This window comes from Methylophilus sp. 'Pure River' (assembly GCF_046765995.1).
In the GTDB taxonomy this organism is placed as follows: Bacteria; Pseudomonadota; Gammaproteobacteria; order Burkholderiales; family Methylophilaceae; genus Methylophilus.
In genome coordinates this window covers 28,790-45,837 of the sequence record NZ_JBKOUE010000002.1, presented here as the reverse complement: position 1 = coordinate 45,837, position 17,048 = coordinate 28,790, and the positions used below count along the sequence as shown (strand labels likewise).

The 17,048-nt window shown below is 43.7% G+C and carries 14 protein-coding genes; 6 read left to right on the top strand and 8 right to left on the bottom strand.

The annotated features are described in order from the left end of the window. The first annotated feature begins 67 nt into the window (after window positions 1-67). The 5 genes from ACIDE9_RS02525 to ACIDE9_RS02505 all read left to right on the top strand — a co-directional run bounded on the left by ACIDE9_RS02525 (window position 68) and on the right by ACIDE9_RS02505 (window position 3,363). Window positions 68-655, top strand: coding sequence for a sigma-70 family RNA polymerase sigma factor (locus tag ACIDE9_RS02525; protein ID WP_019880933.1), 588 nt, complete (start codon window positions 68-70; stop codon window positions 653-655). Then, window positions 652-1,056: a hypothetical protein gene (locus ACIDE9_RS02520; protein WP_019880936.1), complete on the top strand. Its 405-nt coding sequence runs from the start codon at window positions 652-654 to the stop codon at window positions 1,054-1,056. Before ACIDE9_RS02525 ends, ACIDE9_RS02520 begins: the two co-directional genes overlap by 4 nt. 487 nt (window positions 1,057-1,543) lie before the next feature. Next, window positions 1,544-1,972 carry a ProQ/FinO family protein gene (locus ACIDE9_RS02515; RefSeq protein WP_019880937.1) on the top strand — a complete coding sequence of 143 codons (429 nt, stop codon included), beginning with the start codon at window positions 1,544-1,546 and terminating at the stop codon, window positions 1,970-1,972. A gap of 106 nt (window positions 1,973-2,078) precedes the next feature. Continuing rightward, window positions 2,079-2,801, top strand: coding sequence for a ZIP family metal transporter (locus tag ACIDE9_RS02510; protein WP_019880938.1), 723 nt, complete (start codon window positions 2,079-2,081; stop codon window positions 2,799-2,801). Window positions 2,802-2,916: 115 nt separating this feature from the next. Beyond that, the gene (locus ACIDE9_RS02505; protein ID WP_231587210.1) at window positions 2,917-3,363 is read left to right on the top strand and encodes an MgtC/SapB family protein; all 447 of its coding nucleotides are present in this window, start codon (window positions 2,917-2,919) and stop codon (window positions 3,361-3,363) included. Window positions 3,364-3,715: 352 nt separating this feature from the next. Here the strand turns inward: ACIDE9_RS02505 and ACIDE9_RS02500 are convergent, their stop codons facing one another. The 7 genes from ACIDE9_RS02500 to ACIDE9_RS02470 form a co-directional block, all read right to left on the bottom strand. Then, the gene (locus ACIDE9_RS02500; RefSeq protein ID WP_019880940.1) at window positions 3,716-4,771 is read right to left on the bottom strand and encodes a DMT family transporter; all 1,056 of its coding nucleotides are present in this window, start codon (window positions 4,769-4,771) and stop codon (window positions 3,716-3,718) included. 39 nt (window positions 4,772-4,810) lie between these two features. Then, window positions 4,811-5,251, bottom strand: a complete 441-nt coding sequence (flgB, locus tag ACIDE9_RS02495; protein ID WP_019880941.1) for a flagellar basal body rod protein FlgB — start codon at window positions 5,249-5,251, stop codon at window positions 4,811-4,813. A gap of 35 nt (window positions 5,252-5,286) precedes the next feature. Then, a complete protein-coding gene (locus ACIDE9_RS02490) occupies window positions 5,287-7,533 on the bottom strand; it encodes a heavy metal translocating P-type ATPase (RefSeq protein WP_232411215.1) in 2,247 nt (748 codons plus the stop codon). 97 nt (window positions 7,534-7,630) lie between these two features. Next, window positions 7,631-10,720: an efflux RND transporter permease subunit gene (locus ACIDE9_RS02485; protein WP_019880944.1), complete on the bottom strand. Its 3,090-nt coding sequence runs from the start codon at window positions 10,718-10,720 to the stop codon at window positions 7,631-7,633. 9 nt (window positions 10,721-10,729) lie between these two features. Beyond that, on the bottom strand, window positions 10,730-11,911 hold the full coding sequence (locus ACIDE9_RS02480) for an efflux RND transporter periplasmic adaptor subunit (protein ID WP_019880945.1): 1,182 nt from the start codon (window positions 11,909-11,911) through the stop codon (window positions 10,730-10,732). 9 nt (window positions 11,912-11,920) lie between these two features. Further along, entirely contained in the window at window positions 11,921-13,198 is a 1,278-nt protein-coding gene (locus ACIDE9_RS02475) for a TolC family protein (RefSeq protein WP_231587212.1), read from the bottom strand. Between the two features lie 66 nt (window positions 13,199-13,264). Continuing rightward, complete coding sequence (locus ACIDE9_RS02470; protein WP_019880947.1) at window positions 13,265-13,630, bottom strand: hypothetical protein; 366 nt, start codon at window positions 13,628-13,630, stop codon at window positions 13,265-13,267. 285 nt (window positions 13,631-13,915) lie between these two features. Here ACIDE9_RS02470 and ACIDE9_RS02465 point away from each other — a divergent pair, with 285 nt between their 5' ends. After that, a complete protein-coding gene (locus ACIDE9_RS02465; RefSeq protein WP_019880948.1) occupies window positions 13,916-15,613 on the top strand; it encodes a phosphoethanolamine transferase in 1,698 nt (565 codons plus the stop codon). An 11-nt stretch (window positions 15,614-15,624) separates the two neighbouring features. On the opposite strand, the gene ACIDE9_RS02460 is transcribed toward ACIDE9_RS02465, so the two are convergent. Further along, complete coding sequence (locus ACIDE9_RS02460) at window positions 15,625-17,046, bottom strand: tyrosine-type recombinase/integrase (protein ID WP_019880950.1); 1,422 nt, start codon at window positions 17,044-17,046, stop codon at window positions 15,625-15,627. Window positions 17,047-17,048: the final 2 nt, after the last annotated feature.

Genomic DNA, 17,048 nt, shown 5'->3' with positions numbered 1-17,048 from the left:
GCATTCAGACATTTAAAAAAAGAATATTTTTTTGTCTGCGACTGGGGTTTTTAGAGCCATACATTCTATGGAACATAAATTGGCGCTGAGCGATAAAAATTTAGAAGATTTTTTAACCATATCTGAAATAAAGGTAGGCTTTGACGCTTTTACTGAAGCTCAATGGATAAAGCTTGGTAAGACAGCAAATAACCTATGCAGAGGTTTGCCAATTGAGGGTGCTGATCTTTTACATATCGTGATCTGCAGAGCTCTTGAGGGTAGGCGGAGATGTCGAAGAGAGTTGCCGATGGAGGTCTTTATTTATCATGCAATGGAAAGTGTTGTGGATGCTTTTATTAAGAGGCGTAAATCAGACCCCTTGGAGAACACGATACATCCATTAGATAGTGAGGATGCTATAGAACTGATGGATATGCTGGACAGCAGGATTGGCACACCTGAAGAAGAGATGATTGCCAACCAAACACTGCAAGCACTCAAACAGTTATTTGAGGGGGATGAAAGGTCCATGGAAATTTTGACTTATCAAATGGACAATTTGCAGCCCGCAGAAATACAGAAGCTAATGGAATTAACACCCGTACAGTATGCAAGTGCCTTAAAGGCAATTAGGCGTAAGTATGACAAGTTAGGGTTACAGGAATCGTTATGACTAAACAATCAAAGCAATCTATTGAGCAGTTATTCAATATAGCTAAAGCGGTATCACATCAGGTGATAAAGCTGCCTGATAGAGAGGTACTAGATGAAGACAATGACTCTTTTACGAAGAGTGAGGGCTTTATGGCGAAGAGAGCATATCTAAAAGCGCTCCAGACAGTAGGTGCCAAAGATACTAAGCAGGTTGAACCAAAGGTGCCAAGTTTCAATTTAGCGAATACTCTAATGAAGGGAGTGAGTGTAAAGGTGGCGCGGCAAAAACTCATGGGACTGAATGCGGCAAATGATCCCTCGTTACAATTAATTGCGAATTCAGCCAACCTCTTGAATGATGAGGAAATATTAAAAACCTACCAAGCCCTTTTATCTGCAGGGCTATTGGATATCGGGTAACTGGACTTCAGCCGCTCTGCTAGACACATCATAATTTCTAAAACAGAACGGCTGAAGTCCAATGTGGCCAAATTTTGAGGGTTGAAATATTTGTTGTCGTCAGAAACTTACCTCAAGATTCAGCGTCACTATAAGTTGGTAAGGTTGCTAAAGTTTTGCAAACCATCTACCTTCGTAGCATGTAACTTCGGGTGTGTCCCACCAAACCCTAGTGCTTATGCTGGTGATGTAAATCAGGGAAATGCTGGTGACTGTGATTTAATGCCATATGTTCATGCGGGTGCATATGAGGCTCCGATCCATCCCAATCAAAATCATGTGTATGTTGATGGTGTTCGTCATGAGAGTGAATATGTTGATGACGTAATTCCCTGTGATGATGTAGGTGAGCATGATGTTCGGTTACCCCCTCTCAAATCGATTGCATGTATATAACTATCTGTTAGAAAATTCGTCTTAAGAAAAACAACCAACCGCATTTATTACCATGGGCCTAGAAAAACTCGCCGAACTCAAAAAGCAGCTTGCGGAAGAAATTAAACAAAAGCAGCCAGCAAAGCCAGCTAAACCCAAGAACACTGCTCGAGTAGATCCTGTGGTTTTGATCATAGGCAAACTTCAGAAGTTTTACCCCAAAGCATTCCCTAAAAACCCGATACCTAAAGTACCTTTGAAGATTGGGGTTCTAGAAGACCTTCAAGCACGATCCGAAGAGATTGGCATTTCAAAGGAAGACCTACAGCTGGCTATTAAAACTTGGTGTAAAAGTTCACGCTACTGGCAAGCATGCAAAGAAGGAGCAAACCGATTAGATTTAGACGGTAATCCGGATGGTGTAGTCGAGGCGGCTGGTGCTGCCCATGCTAGAGGGATGGTTCGAAAACAAGCCAAACCGAAACAAACTTCACCTGAGTAATTTAACCTTAGGGTTTGGGTAATAAAGCTTATTGTTTTAAAACTTACAACGAAAACTATGATCATTCTCTGGATGTATTACTAAATTAGATAGGAGATAACTTTCTATGCAGGCGGCGTTTAGCATTCTCACATTTGCTTTTTATCCTGCATTGGCCGTAATCTTTGGAGGGTTGATTGCGCTGTGGCGGCCGTTGAAACCGGGGACTGTTAGTGCTATACAGCACTTTGCTGCTGGCTTGCTTTTTTGCGCCCTAGCAACTGAGCTCCTGCCGGACCTAATGCACCGAAAGCTTCCCTGGATTACTCTAATTGGATTCACCTTGGGGGTGATGATCATGCTGGCAGTTAAGCACTTTGCCGAGAAATTAGGGCAAAACACAATCAGTATCGCGACTACTCCAACTAGCCTGATCGCAATTCTTGGCATTGATGTGGCCTTGGATGGTTTGTTAGTGGGGTTAGGGTTTGCTGCCGGCCAAAAGCAGGGCTTGCTGCTGACCATAGCACTTACCCTTGAAGTTCTATTTCTTGGATTGTCAGGGGCATTAGCATTAGCTCAAGCCGGAAATAGTCGCAAGAACACCCTCATGGTGTCTATCGGATTCTCTCTGATATTACTCATCGGAGCACTTGCCGGCAGTGCCTTGCTCGTTTTTGCGAGTGACACCGTAGTGGATGCAATCTTAGCATTTAGCCTTGCTGCCCTGCTGTATCTGGTCACAGAAGAATTGCTTGTTGAGGCTCATGAAGTACCCGAAACCAGTTTCCAGACAGCGATGTTTTTCTTGGGCTTCATCTTGCTGCTCACCATTGAAATGTTAATGTAGCTCTGCTTTATCAATTAGACGAAACGAGACTTTTGATGCATTCAGAATACGCGCCAAACAACTCCAACAACCAAGGAAAGCGAACTAGCTGGCCGCACAAGTGGAGGGGCAGATAATGGATTGGGATACCGAACTATTGCTGACCTTCCGCATTTTACTGGCTGCCGTGCTAGGTGGCCTTATCGGCTGGGAACGAGAAAGCCATAATCGAGATGCCGGCGTTCGAACCTACATGGCAGTTGCAGTAGGCTCCTGTGCCTTCAGCATCGTATCCAACCACATTCCTGGTGTAGACACCCGAATCGCTGCGCAAGTCGTTTCAGGTATGGGTTTCATCGGAGCGGGAGTTATCCTACAGGTACGAGGCCGGATTCAAGGATTGACCACAGCTGCGACATTGTGGGCAACGGCTGCTGTTGGAATGGCGAGTGCCTTCGGTATGTATCTGCTCGCTTGCCTAACCGCCTGCCTGATTTTTGGTACGCTTATTCTGAATCACTTTCCAGGTTGGGCAAACTTCTTCAAAAGACATCACCCCGACTCTGAATCTACTAATGAGTAAAGGCAAAAGGCATAAATATGTAATTTGTAGGAAAACCAAAACACGATTTTTGACTTTTGATAGCGCTAGATCTAGTGAATCAATAAGCGTGCGGATCAAAAATACAACTGGATCAGCGAGTAAAATTATGAGAATTATTATATTCTTCAAATTTTTGACGATCTAATGTTTTTTAGGGTTCTCACCATACATCTTACGATAATATTTTAGAAAAGGCTCATTCAAACTTAATTGAGATAATTATCACTCGCTTGAGAGAAGCATAAAATTGCCACGAGACGGAAATGAAACCATAAGCTGGCCGAGTGACATGAGCATAACTTGGTCTTGGGAAGGGTATATCCCACAAAAATTAATGCTTATGTTGGTGATGCAAATCAGGGAAATGCTGGTGACTGTGACTTAATGCCATATGTTCATGCGGGTGCACATGAGGCTCCGATCCATCCCAATCAAAATCATGTGTATGTTGATGGTGTTCGTCATGAGAGTGAATATGTTGATGACGTAATTCCCTGTGATAATGTAGGTGAGCATGATGTTCGGTTAAATGAAGCCATACACCGATGATCATCAAGACCATTGCTGCCCAGAACAAGCCATCTGGCTGCTCATGTAGTAATAGAAAAGAACAGATTACGCCAGCAAAGGGAGCAGCAGAAAAATATGCTCCTGTCCTGGCCGTACCAATGTGGCGCAAAGAAATGACAAACAATACCAGGCTGACTCCGTAACCCAAGAAGCCGATAATAGCCGCACTTACTCCCGCAGAAAAATCAGGCAATGCTTTACCAAGGCTTAATGCGATTGCCAGATTCACAAAACCAGCTACCAAACCTTTGATACAAGCAATTTGTAGAGCATCATTGGCCGATATTTTTCTCGTGAGATTGTTGTCAATTGCCCAACACGCACAGGCACCTGCGATCGCCACCGCACCCCAAGGAAAAGCAGTATTCAAATGCTTAGGCCATGATAACAATAGGCTGCCACATACAATACTGACCATCCCAATCAAGATACGACGATCAAAATGCTCCTTGAATATGAACCAGGCTAGTAGTGCAGTCAGGACGCTTTCAAGATTGAGTAATAGTGACGCCATCGAAGCAAGTGTGGATAGCAATCCTTGCATAAGTAAGACTGGTCCAAGCACACCTCCACATACTATTGCACCTAATAACCATGGTAAATCCGGTGCCTGGATAGGCAGGCGCTCATGATTATCGCCTAGAAATAATCGAGTGAAGCCATACAGCAGAAAAAGGCCAAGTCCACTACCTGCATACAATAAACCGGCGAGCATTTGTGGTGAAACATCACTAATCAAAAGCTTGGCGACGGGGGTTGCCAAGCCAAAAAGAATGGCAGCTAATATCGCATAAATTGCATCAGGATGTATGGTCATAGATTAGTATTTCGACTCAGCATAATGCCATAGTGACTGTTATTTATCTTGCCCGTTAATAGCCGCCATCACCTCTTTGATTTTATCAGTCATCATCGTGAGACTTGCTTCGTAGCGAATTCCATTATCTACATAAGCGTTTCGCTCTACGTCCATATCAACGGTATTGCCATCTACGGATCCTTGTCTCAATGATCGGAATAATACGTCACCTGATCCGGGGTAACCATTGCCAGCATTACCATTCATATGAGCATTATTGGTTTGCTGCATTTCACTTGCAGGTTGTGTTGCAGGACCAACTCCAGCACTTTGTTGAAGCGCTGACTGCATTGCAGATTGAAAGTCAATGTCACGCGCTTTGTATTGGGGCGTGTCAGCGTTGGCGATATTTGATGCGAGTAATTCTTGGCGCTGGTTGCGTACGCGCAGTGCTGCTTGGTGAAAGTTAAGTTCAGCATCTAATTTCTTAAGTATCAATTTAGACCTCCTAAAATAAAAGCTGTTTATTTGTATTAGGTTCTTGATTGCCGATTGAAGTAAATCAATCTCAAACCATTAAATACCACTAGCAAACTTGCACCCATATCAGCAAAGACAGCCATCCACATAGATGCATTGTCAAATAAGGCAAGATATAAAAATACAAACTTGATGCCCAAGGCTAGAGCAATGTTCTGCCAAAGAATGGCATGCGTTTGTTTTGAGAGGCGAATTGTTTCAGGCAACCTACGTAGATCATCATTCATTACCAAAACATCTGCTGCTTCCATCGCAGTGTGTGTCCCAGCTGCTCCCATCGCAAAACCAATATCAGCTCGTGCTAATGATGGCGCATCATTGATCCCATCGCCGGTCATGGCAGTCACACCGAATTGTTTCTGAAGAAATTCAATTTCCTTTAATTTATCTTCTGGTAATAGATTACCTTTGACTTCATTGATGCCAGCTTGGATACCTACCGTTTTAGCGGTGGCCAGATTATCCCCTGTTAGCATGACAGGTGTGACTCCAAGTCGTATGAGATCTGAAACAGCTTCTTTTGAAGAGGACTTGATCGTATCCGCTACCGAGCAAACTGCCAGCACTTTTTCGAATGTGGCCAGTAAGCTAACCGTGCGACCGGCATTTTCTAGTTTGGCTAATTGCATTTCCAATTCGGAGGAGCAAAGGTTCATCTCCTCAATCCAGCGATGGTTTCCCAAGAAAAAGGTACTGTTTCCAATTTTGGCCTGTACTCCACGTCCAGCAACAGCTTTGAAATTCTTCACATCCTTAGTTTGCCCAGATAAGCCCTCAGCAATTGCTTTTGACACGGGGTGATCTGACCGAGATGCCAAACTATAGGCAATACTTTTTAACTCAGTGGGATTAGACTGCACATCAAATACATCAAAGCTAGATAGCTTGGGTTTTCCTTCAGTAATCGTTCCTGTCTTGTCTAGCGCAACCGCTTTTATCTTACGGGCCTCTTCAAGATAAACTCCACCTTTGATGAGTATGCCTCTTCTCGCTGCTGCTGCAAGGCCACTTACTACGGTAACAGGCGTCGATATCACCAACGCACACGGGCAAGCAATCACCAGTAATACAAGTGCTTTATAAATAGACTTCATCCAGGTCCATTCCAGTAAGAATGGCATCCAGAGAGCCACGATTAGCGCAAGAACAAAAACCGCGGGTGTATAGATCGCCGCAAAGGAATCTACAAATCTCTGTGTCGGCGCCCGGGAACCTTGGGCTTGCTCAACCGCATTGATGATTCTGGATATTGTGCTGTTCGAAGAAAGGGCAGTGATTCGAATCTCTAATTCAGCCGCTTGGTTGATAGTTCCGGCAAACACTTGATCATTTGGAGACTTATCCACTGGTAGGCTTTCGCCGGTAACAGGAGATTGGTCTATAGCACTCTGCCCGGAAATCACAATGCCATCTAGCGGGATACGTTCACCTGGTCGAATACGCACTTTTGCATCAATTGGAATATCTTTGACCAATTCACGCTTCCATGCCCCATCCGATTGCAAAACCTCAGCATCTTCTGGGGTTAATTCCATCAAGCTCTTAATTGCGTTCCGTGCTCTATCTACAGCCTTAGCTTCGATAGCTTCTGCGATTGCATAGAGCGCCATCACCATTGCAGCCTCAGGCCATTGACCAATGAAAAATGCACCGGTGACAGCAATGGTCATTAATGCATTGATGTTTAAACGTCCATCATTAAATGCTTTGAGTCCTTTTATATAAACATCTAACCCTGTCAAAGCGATTGAGAGACCAGCCAAAGCCATTCCAAGATATCGAATTTCTTGGGTACCTGTAAATGCAAACTCCAGGACTTCGGCTGCTACTGCCAAAACCAAGCCGGCAATTGGTTTGCCCCAACTGCTCCAAAATCCTTTTGGAGACGCTGTAATGACTTCAGAGTTTTTCTCATCAAGGATTAATTCAGTTTCAAAACCTGATTTCTTGATTGCCTCCATAGCTAATGGGATGCTATTCGCATCTGCATCTATGATCAGTTCACGTGCGCCCAAATTAAATCTTAAGCTTTTGATTGCATCAATCTTTGCAAGCGCACGTCTAATCTCAGCTTCCTCAGAAGCACAATCCATGGATGGAATACGAAATCTTGCTTGATCTACAGTAGATAAAGAGGTTGTCAATGTACCCTCTGAAAGTGCAGTAGTAATTACTGGTTCTTTATCAATGCAATCACTGCATTGCTTAGCTTCATTTTTATGATTCTTAGATCTATTCACGATATTCTCCTCAATGGAATCATGAAACATTTATGCTAATGATCAGGCTGCTACAAATACAACCTGATCCGATCACTTAATTAACCAAAACTCCAAATCAATTTGGGTTTTTAGCTTCGTTGAGCTCCCTCCTTGTTTCCATCCAGTCGTACGCAACCGGCAGGAAAACCAAGGTAAGTGCCGTAGCCGTGAGAAGGCCTCCAATAACCACGACAGCAAGTGGTCTAAGGATTTCTGAACCGACACCGGTTGCAAGTAAGAACGGGATCAAACCAAAGATCTCTACCATGGCCGTCATCATCACAGGCCTTAATCGGAGAGTGGTACCTTCCAGTACAGCCTCATCTACGGACTTGCCTTCTTCGCGTAAGCCATTGATAAACTCCACTAAGACAATACCGTTCAACATGGCCACCCCGAACACTGCGATAAAGCCAATCGCCGCAGGCACCGAGAGGTACTGGCCGGCAATTGCCAGAGAGAAAATGCCGCCGATTGCTGCGAAAGGCACATTGGCAATAATCAGTCCGGCATAACGTAGTGAATGGAAGGCTGTGTAGAGAAGAACGAATATCAGACCAATGGTAAGCGGTACAATGATTGCCAGCTTAGTCATGGCTCGTTGCTGGTTCTCAAATGCGCCACCCCATTGAATCCAATAACCACTTGGAAGTTTTACTTGCTGCTCAATCGCGGCTTGGGCCTCTTTAACAAAGCCATCAATGTCCCGGCCTTGCACGTCCATTTGAATCACTGCGTAACGTTGCAATTGCTCACGTCTGACAAATGAATAACCCTCTTCAATATCAACGCTAGCAACTTGAGACAACGGAATCAACGCACCCTGAGATGTTGAAATGGGGATATCGTTAATTGCTCGAATATCACTGCGGTACTCCGGTTGTAACCAAACTTGGATGGCAAATCGCTTCACACCGTCAATCAGCGTAGAGACGGGCTTGCCACCAATGCCTGATTGCACAACTTGTAAGACATCATCAGCATTAATGCCATAACGGGCGATCGCTTCACGATCCACATTGATAATGAGTTGCGGTTTTCCTATGTTGGCTTCCAACGCCAGATCTGTAACTCCATTAACTTTGGAGACCACAGCTCTTACCTGATTAGCGATACGATCAATGGTTGCAAGATCTTCACCATAGACTTTTGCAGACAAAGTTGCCCTGACGCCCGAGATCAATTCTTCAACCCGAGACTGGATAGGTTGAGAAGCCGAAATAACAGCCTCAGGGACATCTTTTTCAACTTGCTCCTGGAGCTGCTGCGCGAGGTCGCCATAGGTAATTTCTTGAGGCCATGAGTCTGCTGGTTTTAAATGCACTAGTACTTCCATGTAGTTCACGTCAGCGGTTTCACCCTTTTCTGCACGACCAATCATTGCCAGGCTGCTTTGCACTTGGGGCATTTTTTTGAGGCTCTTCGCCACACGATCAGAGACTGAAATAGATTGCTCAAGTGAGGTAGAAGGGATGCCTGTCACCCTAAAGAGAATGTCCTGTTCCTGCAGGTTGGGCATAAACTCTTTGCCCAGGAATGGAAACATCGCTAAGGCGGCAATGAAGGCAATACCCGTAGAGCCTACGACTAGCTTCTTATGTGCCAAGCACCACTTCAGCAGAGATACATACTTAGGCTTGATTAAGCGAATCAGCCATGGATCTCTCTCTTCCTTTGGCTTCAACGCCAAAGAACACAACACCGGAATAAGTGTCAGCGTCAGGATCATTGAGCCAATCATGGCAAAAGTCATGTTGATGGCCAAGGGCTTAAATAGCTTCCCTTCCAGCCCCGTCAGGGAGAAGATAGGCAGGAAAACCACTGTGATGATCAACACACCAAAAGTGATTGGATTGATCACCTCTCGTGAAGCATCGAGTACGATTTTGGATCTATCTACCTTTTGACCAGCGAAGTGAGCCAAACGACGGAAGCAGTTCTCAACAAGAACCAGTGGGCCATCAATGGTCATACCTAGGCCAATAATCAAACCACCCAATGACATCAGATTAGCTGAGATGCCATATTTCTCCATGAAGATAAAAGCGATCAGACGGCCCATTGGGATTGCTACAACGACGACTAAAGCCGAACGCACTTCGCCAAGCAACATGAACAGCACCGCAATGACTAGCAATGCGCCCTCAATCATGGCGCGGTCTGCCATACGTATAGCCTTGTCAATGATCGCGGTTCGATCATAAACAGTTTCCAGTGTCACACCCTTAGGTAAGGTGGCTTTCACCAGCTCCAACTTCTCTTTGGCAGCATCAACCACTTGCTGGGCATTTTCACCAATCCTGGCAAGTACCATACCCATCACAACTTCCTTGCCATCTTGCGTAACAGCACCAAAACGGGGGCCTGCGCCTTCAACTACTTTGGCAATGTTTTCTACATAGACTGGCGTACCCTGGTTCTCAGAGACGACGATACGTTGAATATCGCGGCTATTTTTAACCAGCCCTAAGCCACGCACCAAGAACTGTTCTTGGCCAATATTGACGTATTGCCCACCAACCTGATGGTTATTTGCCACCAATCTGTCGATGACTTCAGAGAAGGTCAGGCCATATTTGAATAGCTTTTGAGGGTCGATTTGAACCTGAAATTGTTTCTCGTTGCCTCCCCAGGATGTGATGTCATCGACTCCGGGTACGGTACGCATCACCATACGCACATTCCAGTCATGCAATGTGCGAAGATCCATAGTGCTTTGCTTATCGGACTTCAAGGTATACCAAAGTACCTGACCTAAACCTGATGTGTTAGGGCCAAGTGTTGGTTCGCCATAGCCTGCCGGCATTCTGGAGCGAGCATCAGCTAGCTTTTCACCCACCAAAAAGCGAGCCTGTTGTATGTCAGTAGTATCAGAAAAATAAACACTGATATAAGACAAACCAAACAATGAAACTGACCGAATCTCCTCAATACCTTTCAGGCCAGCCAAAGAACTCTCGACTGGAAAAGTAATTAGCTTTTCAACATCTTCAGAAGCAAGTCCAGGAGACTCCGTGTACACGTTTACCTGCACAGGAGTCACGTCTGGGAAAGCATCTAGAGGGACTTCCTGCCATGCTTTGACACCGAAAAAAACCACGACAACAAAGGCAAGAATGACAAGAAGCTTGTATTTGAGGGCAGCATCTAATATCCAATTCAACATGCTGTTCTCCTAGTGCTCATCACTGATTTGTGATTTGAGTTGTCGAGCTTTTAGAGCATATACGCCTGTCTGAACGATGCTTTCATCTTCAGTTAATCCAGTTTTGATTTCGACATACTCGTTATATCGGGCACCTAGTTCTACAGCTCTTGCTTTAAATCCGCCATCTTCGCTCACGTAGACATTAGGGATACCTTGTACCATCACGACAGATGTATTAGGTACAACTAGAACATCCTTCGTACCAGAATGATTCAGAACGACCTTGGCAAACATGTCGATGCGAAGCTTTTGCTCTGTATTAGGCAGTTCGATACGCGCCTTGACCGTACGGGTGGTTTTATCCACCACACTAGATAGGTAGCTCACTTTCCCGGTAAATACCTCATCGGGATAAGCGGTCACAGTCACACTGGCTGTTTTACCGACTTCCAGATATTGCAAATCCCTTTCTGGAACATCGGCATCAATCCACACCGTTGACATGTCCGCGATGGTGAAAATGGTATCTGCTGGATTGGCTAATTCACCAATCACTGCATTTTTCTCTATCACGATGCCGTTGAATGGTGCTTTCAATAGGTAGGTAGATCCACTCTGCTGATCCAGACCGCCATACATTCTTAATCTTTCAGAGTCTGCGTAGAGCGCTGATTTAGCGCGCTCCAGTGCAGACTGAGATTCAATGAATTGCTTTTGTGGCACAACCTTGTCTTCATACAGCTTGGATATACGATCAAAGTTCGCCTGAGCTAGCGTTAGATCGGTCTTAGAGCTTCTGAATTGTGCACGAGCCTCCCCCATCGGAACACTGTCAATCTCAGCTAGGGTTTGGCTTGTTTTTACATGGTCTCCAAGATTGGCGATCACTTTGGACAGCTTCCCTTCAATACGAGGCGTGACATGAGCCAGTTTATTTTGATTGGCCAAAATGTTCGCTGTAAAACTGAGCTGATCCTGTATGGGTTGCTTGGTCACTTTGGCGATAGTGACACCACTTTTCTGTATCTCGGCAGGACTTAATTTAATTAAATCCTCATCAGCTTTTGTCTCCGCTGGGATACTTGAGGTTTCTGTTTTCGGCTCTTGAGGCTGGTTGTTCTCAGAACTGCACCCGCTTAAAATCATGAGAAAAATGATGACTGAAAATGCCAGTGCAATCACGTATAAATTTCTGAAGAACTTTAGCATTTTAGTTTCCTAGTTTTGATCAGTTGCAGCTATAGGGGATAGCCAGCCAGAGATATATTCCAATTCGATCTGCACGAGGCGCAGTTCTTTCTGAGCATCAATGATGTCTCGCTGCGCATCCACAACCTGCCTTTGCACAATCAATAACTGAGGTAAGCCGATTTCTCCGTTTTCAAAGGCTTTCTTGGAAAGTATCAGGTTTTCTTCCAACCTCGGATATACCTCGCTATCTAACCGTCTTACACGGTCTTTGATATTTTCACGACGTAACCATGCGGCCTCTATAGTCGCTTTTGCATTGCGAGTACCAGAGGTGCGGTTGATTTCTGATTGGGTAAGCTCAGCGGCCGCACGACCTACACCCGCAGCATTTCGGCGGAAGATAGGCAATGGCAAAGAAACGCCGATGGATGAGATATTGTCGCTACCTGCCAAACTGGCTTCGGTGGTATTGATCAGACTCACCGTTAAATCTGGATAGCGCATGCTTTTTTGCAGCTCCAAGCGTGAGCGTGCAGAAGCTTCTTTACTGGTTAGTGCCTGAATGCCTGGGCGGGAGTCTAATTTGTTGAAAAGATCCTGCAATGTATATTGCGTCTGATTTGGAGTTAATTGCCCCGTGACCTCTGGAAAGTCGTTGGCATTGAGTTGTAGTGTGGCAGCTAGTTGGGTTCTGGCACGCAGTAGTTGTTCATTTAAAGAGATCAGCTGATTTCTTGCGCGTTCAGCATCAACGATGGCTAGATTACCATCAAGCAAACTATCTTCGCCGGCACTTACCCGCTTGCGAGACAGGGAGGTGTTTTGCTCTATGAGCTTGAGAATGCGCTTTTCAACTTCGATACGCTTTTGTACTGCGAGCACAGTAATAAACTGCTCTTCCAACTGTGCATGCAGGACACGGTACTCTTCAGCAATGTCCTGGCTAATTGCCGTTTTGCTTTCCTCAGCTGCTTGCCTACGGAAGCCTTGCTGTCCGGCAATCTCAAAGGTTTGAGAAACGCCTATGCCATATTCACCTCGATATGGGTCTGATGCGCCAGTTTGAGCAATACGACGTGTTCTCGCCTCAAGGTTGACTGTTGGGTTGTAATAAAGTGGACCTGATGCATCCTGGAATTCGCCAGCCGGAATACTCTGGTTGGCGATCAAGCGTTTCAGATCAGGGTTATTCTGGGCAGCAATATTCCAAGCTGCATCCAATGTTAATGGTTCAGCTTGTATAGCTGGAGCTATGAAGAAAGCTATTGAAAGTAATAGCCATCTTCTAATAGATGATTCAAACACGGCAAGACCTCTCTCGTTAGATCAATGATCAAGATGCTGAACGAGTCAGCATCTTAGACAAATTGACTAAATGAGTGCAGGAGGTCTGTAGAGACTTTTTAGGACAGGGTTGGTGAACTGATCTTTAGGCTCAGTTTTGAAAATCGTCGAGCCCAATTGGGAAAGTGTACTAACTACTTCATTGGTCTCAATAGCCGTGATATGTGCAGAGATATGGCAAGCATGATCACAAAACTGCTCCGGCATCGGGACAGTTTGATTATCTGAGACCGAAGTGATTTGTGACTTATTAATCAAATGGACATCTTGCATAACCGCTTGAGACGCTACAGCATCATCAAATAAAACTTCAGGCGAAAAGGCCCACGCCGATGAACTCATCACTGAGATCAGCGCAAGAAATACCATGAATTTTTTAAAAATTTGATACATGCCTTTTTAAATCTAACAATAACTTATTGATGAGTCAATGAGTTTAGTGTAACTAAATGTACAAAAGTCTGAATCCCCGAAGCATACTTTTGAATCTGCCTCTTAATTTCTGTGGACTATCAATAAAACCAATCATTCATGGGTGCATTTTTTGCAGGAAATTTAAGATATCACTCTGCAAAAAATGCATGGCTATCAGGATGAGTTTTAATTAAATATATAAAATTCAATCGGTTACGAACTGGCATCTGAATTGCTTATCAAGAATGATAATCATTAGAAGATATGACGATGCTTTCAAGTACTTTCAAAACAGGGATTGCAAAATACTTTTCTGTACCGGAAACACAAACCAAGTGGATATTGGCAATTTCGTTATTCATTATGGTGACGGGCAACCTTTCCCTTTGCCAAAACTTGCTGAAAACATATCCAGTAAGTTTCCATAACCTACCTTTCCTGGCCTCTCTAATAACTTTCTTTTTTGCGACGATCGCTATCGTCTTTCAGATTCTTTGCATTGGCAGAACAACAGCAAAATGGATATTAGCCATATTGCTGATTGTTGCCTCTATCAACGCGTATTTTATGGATAGTTTTGGTGTGGTCATCGATCACACTATGATGGATAACGTAGCGCAAACTGACTTTAAGGAAATGCAAGGATTAATAAGCATTGAACTCTTGCTTAGGCTAGTTCTATTAGGCTGCATACCAGCCTACTTGGTCATCAAATTCTTTCCCAAAGGGTTGGCCTTCAAACAAGAAGTCAAAGGTCGACTCAAAGCGATTTCTGTTCTTGTGTTAACTGCCATCGTAGTCGTGGCACCATTCACTGCAGGTTATGCTTCGTTCATTAGAGAGCATAAGATTGTAAGGTTTTACGCAAACCCCACTTACTCCATTTACTCCGCTTACAATTACCTGAATCAAGAGGCAAAAGTTTACGAAGCACGTAATACAGTGCTCAAAACGATTGCTGGGGATGCAGTAAAAACCTCAACTACGGGCAATAAACGTAAGTTGATGATTATGGTGGTTGGTGAAACAGCTCGCTTTGACAGATTCTCACTCAACGGTTATCAGCGAATTACCAATCCCAACCTTGCAAACGCCAATGTGATTAGTTTCGATAACGTGTCCTCTTGCGGTACGTCCACAAGTGTTTCTGTGCCATGTATGTTTTCTTCTCTGGGTAAGAAAAATTACGATAAACAGGCAGCATTAAAGCAGGAGAATGCCATTGATGTGCTTGCCAGGAATGGCGTCGATGTATTGTGGAGGGATAATAACTCCGACTCCAAAGGCGTTGCCTTAAGAGTTAAATATCAAAACTTCCAGTCCACAACATTGAACCCAGTCTGCGATCCAGAGTGCAGGGACATCGGCATGCTGGATGGCCTTGATAAACATATTCAATCTAAGAATGATAAAGACATTTTGATCGTGCTGCATCAAATGGGAAACCATGGCCCTGAGTACTTCAGAAGATACCCCGCTGCCTTTGAGAAATTTAGCCCGGTTTGTAAATCCAAAGAGCTAAAAGATTGCACCAAACAGGAAATAGACAATTCTTACGACAATGCAATTCTCTATACAGATTACTTTTTGTCAGAGGTCATCAAGTTTTTAAAACCCTATGAAGAAAATTATGATGTTGGGATGATGTATATCGCGGACCATGGTGAGTCGCTCGGAGAATACGGGATGTATCTGCATGCAGCACCGGTGATGATTGCACCCAAAGAGCAAACTAAAATTCCACTGATAGTTTGGACTGGCAACTCATCTGCCTTTCCAGAAAACCACTTAAGGCAACATAAAAGTGCCGTGCTTAGCCATGATGATGTCTTCTGCTCATTGTTAGTAGCGTATGATTTCCGCTCCAGTATGTGCACGCCATACATGGAGGCTGCCAGACATCTACATAACTCATTAGACCATGATGCAGTTGCGACTGATAATAAGGGAGTCTCAAGCTAAGTGATTTTTGATTATGTAGCTTCAGTGATGTGGCAAGTATTTAGGTCATCTTCAAAAGCATCCAAATATTTTTGTATCTGTACCAATATTTCAGTTGGTGATGCTCCAGAATTAAGCTCTCCTGAGAGTTGTTTTAAAGTGTTCTGAAATGACTTAACAATTCTTTTGGTATTGACTACATTCAATGTATTTTTGAAGTTTGTAACTTCTTCAAATGCGAGATTTATGTAAACATCGAGTGAAGCAAGATTTGAATGGCCGGTAAATTGTTGAACAATTTGTTTAATAGATTCAACTTCAAGTAGAGCGCGTCTAAAGCTATTAGGGTTATCAAACTCATGTTGTTCAATTAACGCCACAAATAATTTGGTAATAAATCTATGGCGAAACATATGAGGGCAACATTTTTCTACTATACCAGCTGCTTTTGAAAGTATTGAGATTTCCTGAGTTATGGTGTTTGAACGGAGTTGCTTTCCCGTTCTTTCACTGATTAACACATATCCATCATCTTCTTTGAATCCACAAGTTGCACGTATAACACTGCGCCTATTTTTTTCTATGAACTCAAGTAAAAATTTCGCATCATGACTAGCAATTGGAATCATTCTATGCGCTACAGTGCCGCTTCCTTTTTTTATAGTAATTAGATTCAGTAGTGGTTTAGGCATGCTTGCAGCGATACGAACACTTTCACAAGTTAAGTCAGCAACCTCTGAACGGCGACCGCCAGTGATTTCTAAAAGCTTCAACATGAGGTAGCGTCTCTTCCGTAAGAATATGGATGAGCTTGTTGGAAGTATCACCTTTCTAATTTTATCAATAGCTTCTGTTCCAATAGGTAGCCGCTTTTTTTGAGGGTCTGGAGTAGGAAATGCGCGATGAGTCCAATATTTCCTTGTTGGCTTTCCTTTTCCGGTGAAATGATTAGAGCTGACTTGTTTAATATAAAACTCTTTTTCCTCGGCTTTAATTTGACCATTGCGACCGATGAAGTTCTCAAGTTGATAAAGCCTTCCTACACATGCTAAAAACTCGAGACAATTACGGCCGATAGCGATTACCGAATTTGAGTCTCGTGCAAATAATTCTGGCTGACGCTTTCTTTTTTCAGCTTGTAGCATTTTGATAAATTGGCAGAAGTGATTATCTGTCAGGTTTATCAATGAAATTCTGTTGTAAAAAGCATATCTTAAAAGATGACTTATATTGGTAGCGTAAGTGAGCAGGGTCCCGCCGCGATTTCTTCTAGAGAGCCCTTTATTGTAAAGTTCTAATATATAAACGTTAGCCTCAAGACACCACGTCCCGTTAGGCCAAGATATCATTGGAATATTTGTTGCATCTTGGGGGATAACTCGATGTTGCTGATCAACATATAAGGGAAGCTGAAATTTATTGTCTGTGCTGTTATAAAGCTTAGATTTAATCATTT

Excerpts from the sequence above, each read along its gene's own strand:
- ACIDE9_RS02525 (WP_019880933.1), top strand. The coding sequence starts at position 68 with ATGGAACATAAATTGGCGCTGAGCGATAAAAATTTAGAAGATTTTTTA.
- ACIDE9_RS02520 (WP_019880936.1), top strand. The coding sequence starts at position 652 with ATGACTAAACAATCAAAGCAATCTATTGAGCAGTTATTCAATATAGCT.
- ACIDE9_RS02515 (WP_019880937.1), top strand. The coding sequence starts at position 1,544 with ATGGGCCTAGAAAAACTCGCCGAACTCAAAAAGCAGCTTGCGGAAGAA.
- ACIDE9_RS02510 (WP_019880938.1), top strand. The coding sequence starts at position 2,079 with ATGCAGGCGGCGTTTAGCATTCTCACATTTGCTTTTTATCCTGCATTG.
- ACIDE9_RS02505 (WP_231587210.1), top strand. The coding sequence starts at position 2,917 with ATGGATTGGGATACCGAACTATTGCTGACCTTCCGCATTTTACTGGCT.
- ACIDE9_RS02500 (WP_019880940.1), bottom strand. The coding sequence starts at position 4,771 with ATGACCATACATCCTGATGCAATTTATGCGATATTAGCTGCCATTCTT.
- ACIDE9_RS02485 (WP_019880944.1), bottom strand. The coding sequence starts at position 10,720 with ATGTTGAATTGGATATTAGATGCTGCCCTCAAATACAAGCTTCTTGTC.
- ACIDE9_RS02480 (WP_019880945.1), bottom strand. The coding sequence starts at position 11,911 with ATGCTAAAGTTCTTCAGAAATTTATACGTGATTGCACTGGCATTTTCA.
- ACIDE9_RS02470 (WP_019880947.1), bottom strand. The coding sequence starts at position 13,630 with ATGTATCAAATTTTTAAAAAATTCATGGTATTTCTTGCGCTGATCTCA.
- ACIDE9_RS02465 (WP_019880948.1), top strand. The coding sequence starts at position 13,916 with ATGACGATGCTTTCAAGTACTTTCAAAACAGGGATTGCAAAATACTTT.
- ACIDE9_RS02460 (WP_019880950.1), bottom strand. The coding sequence starts at position 17,046 with ATGATTAAATCTAAGCTTTATAACAGCACAGACAATAAATTTCAGCTT.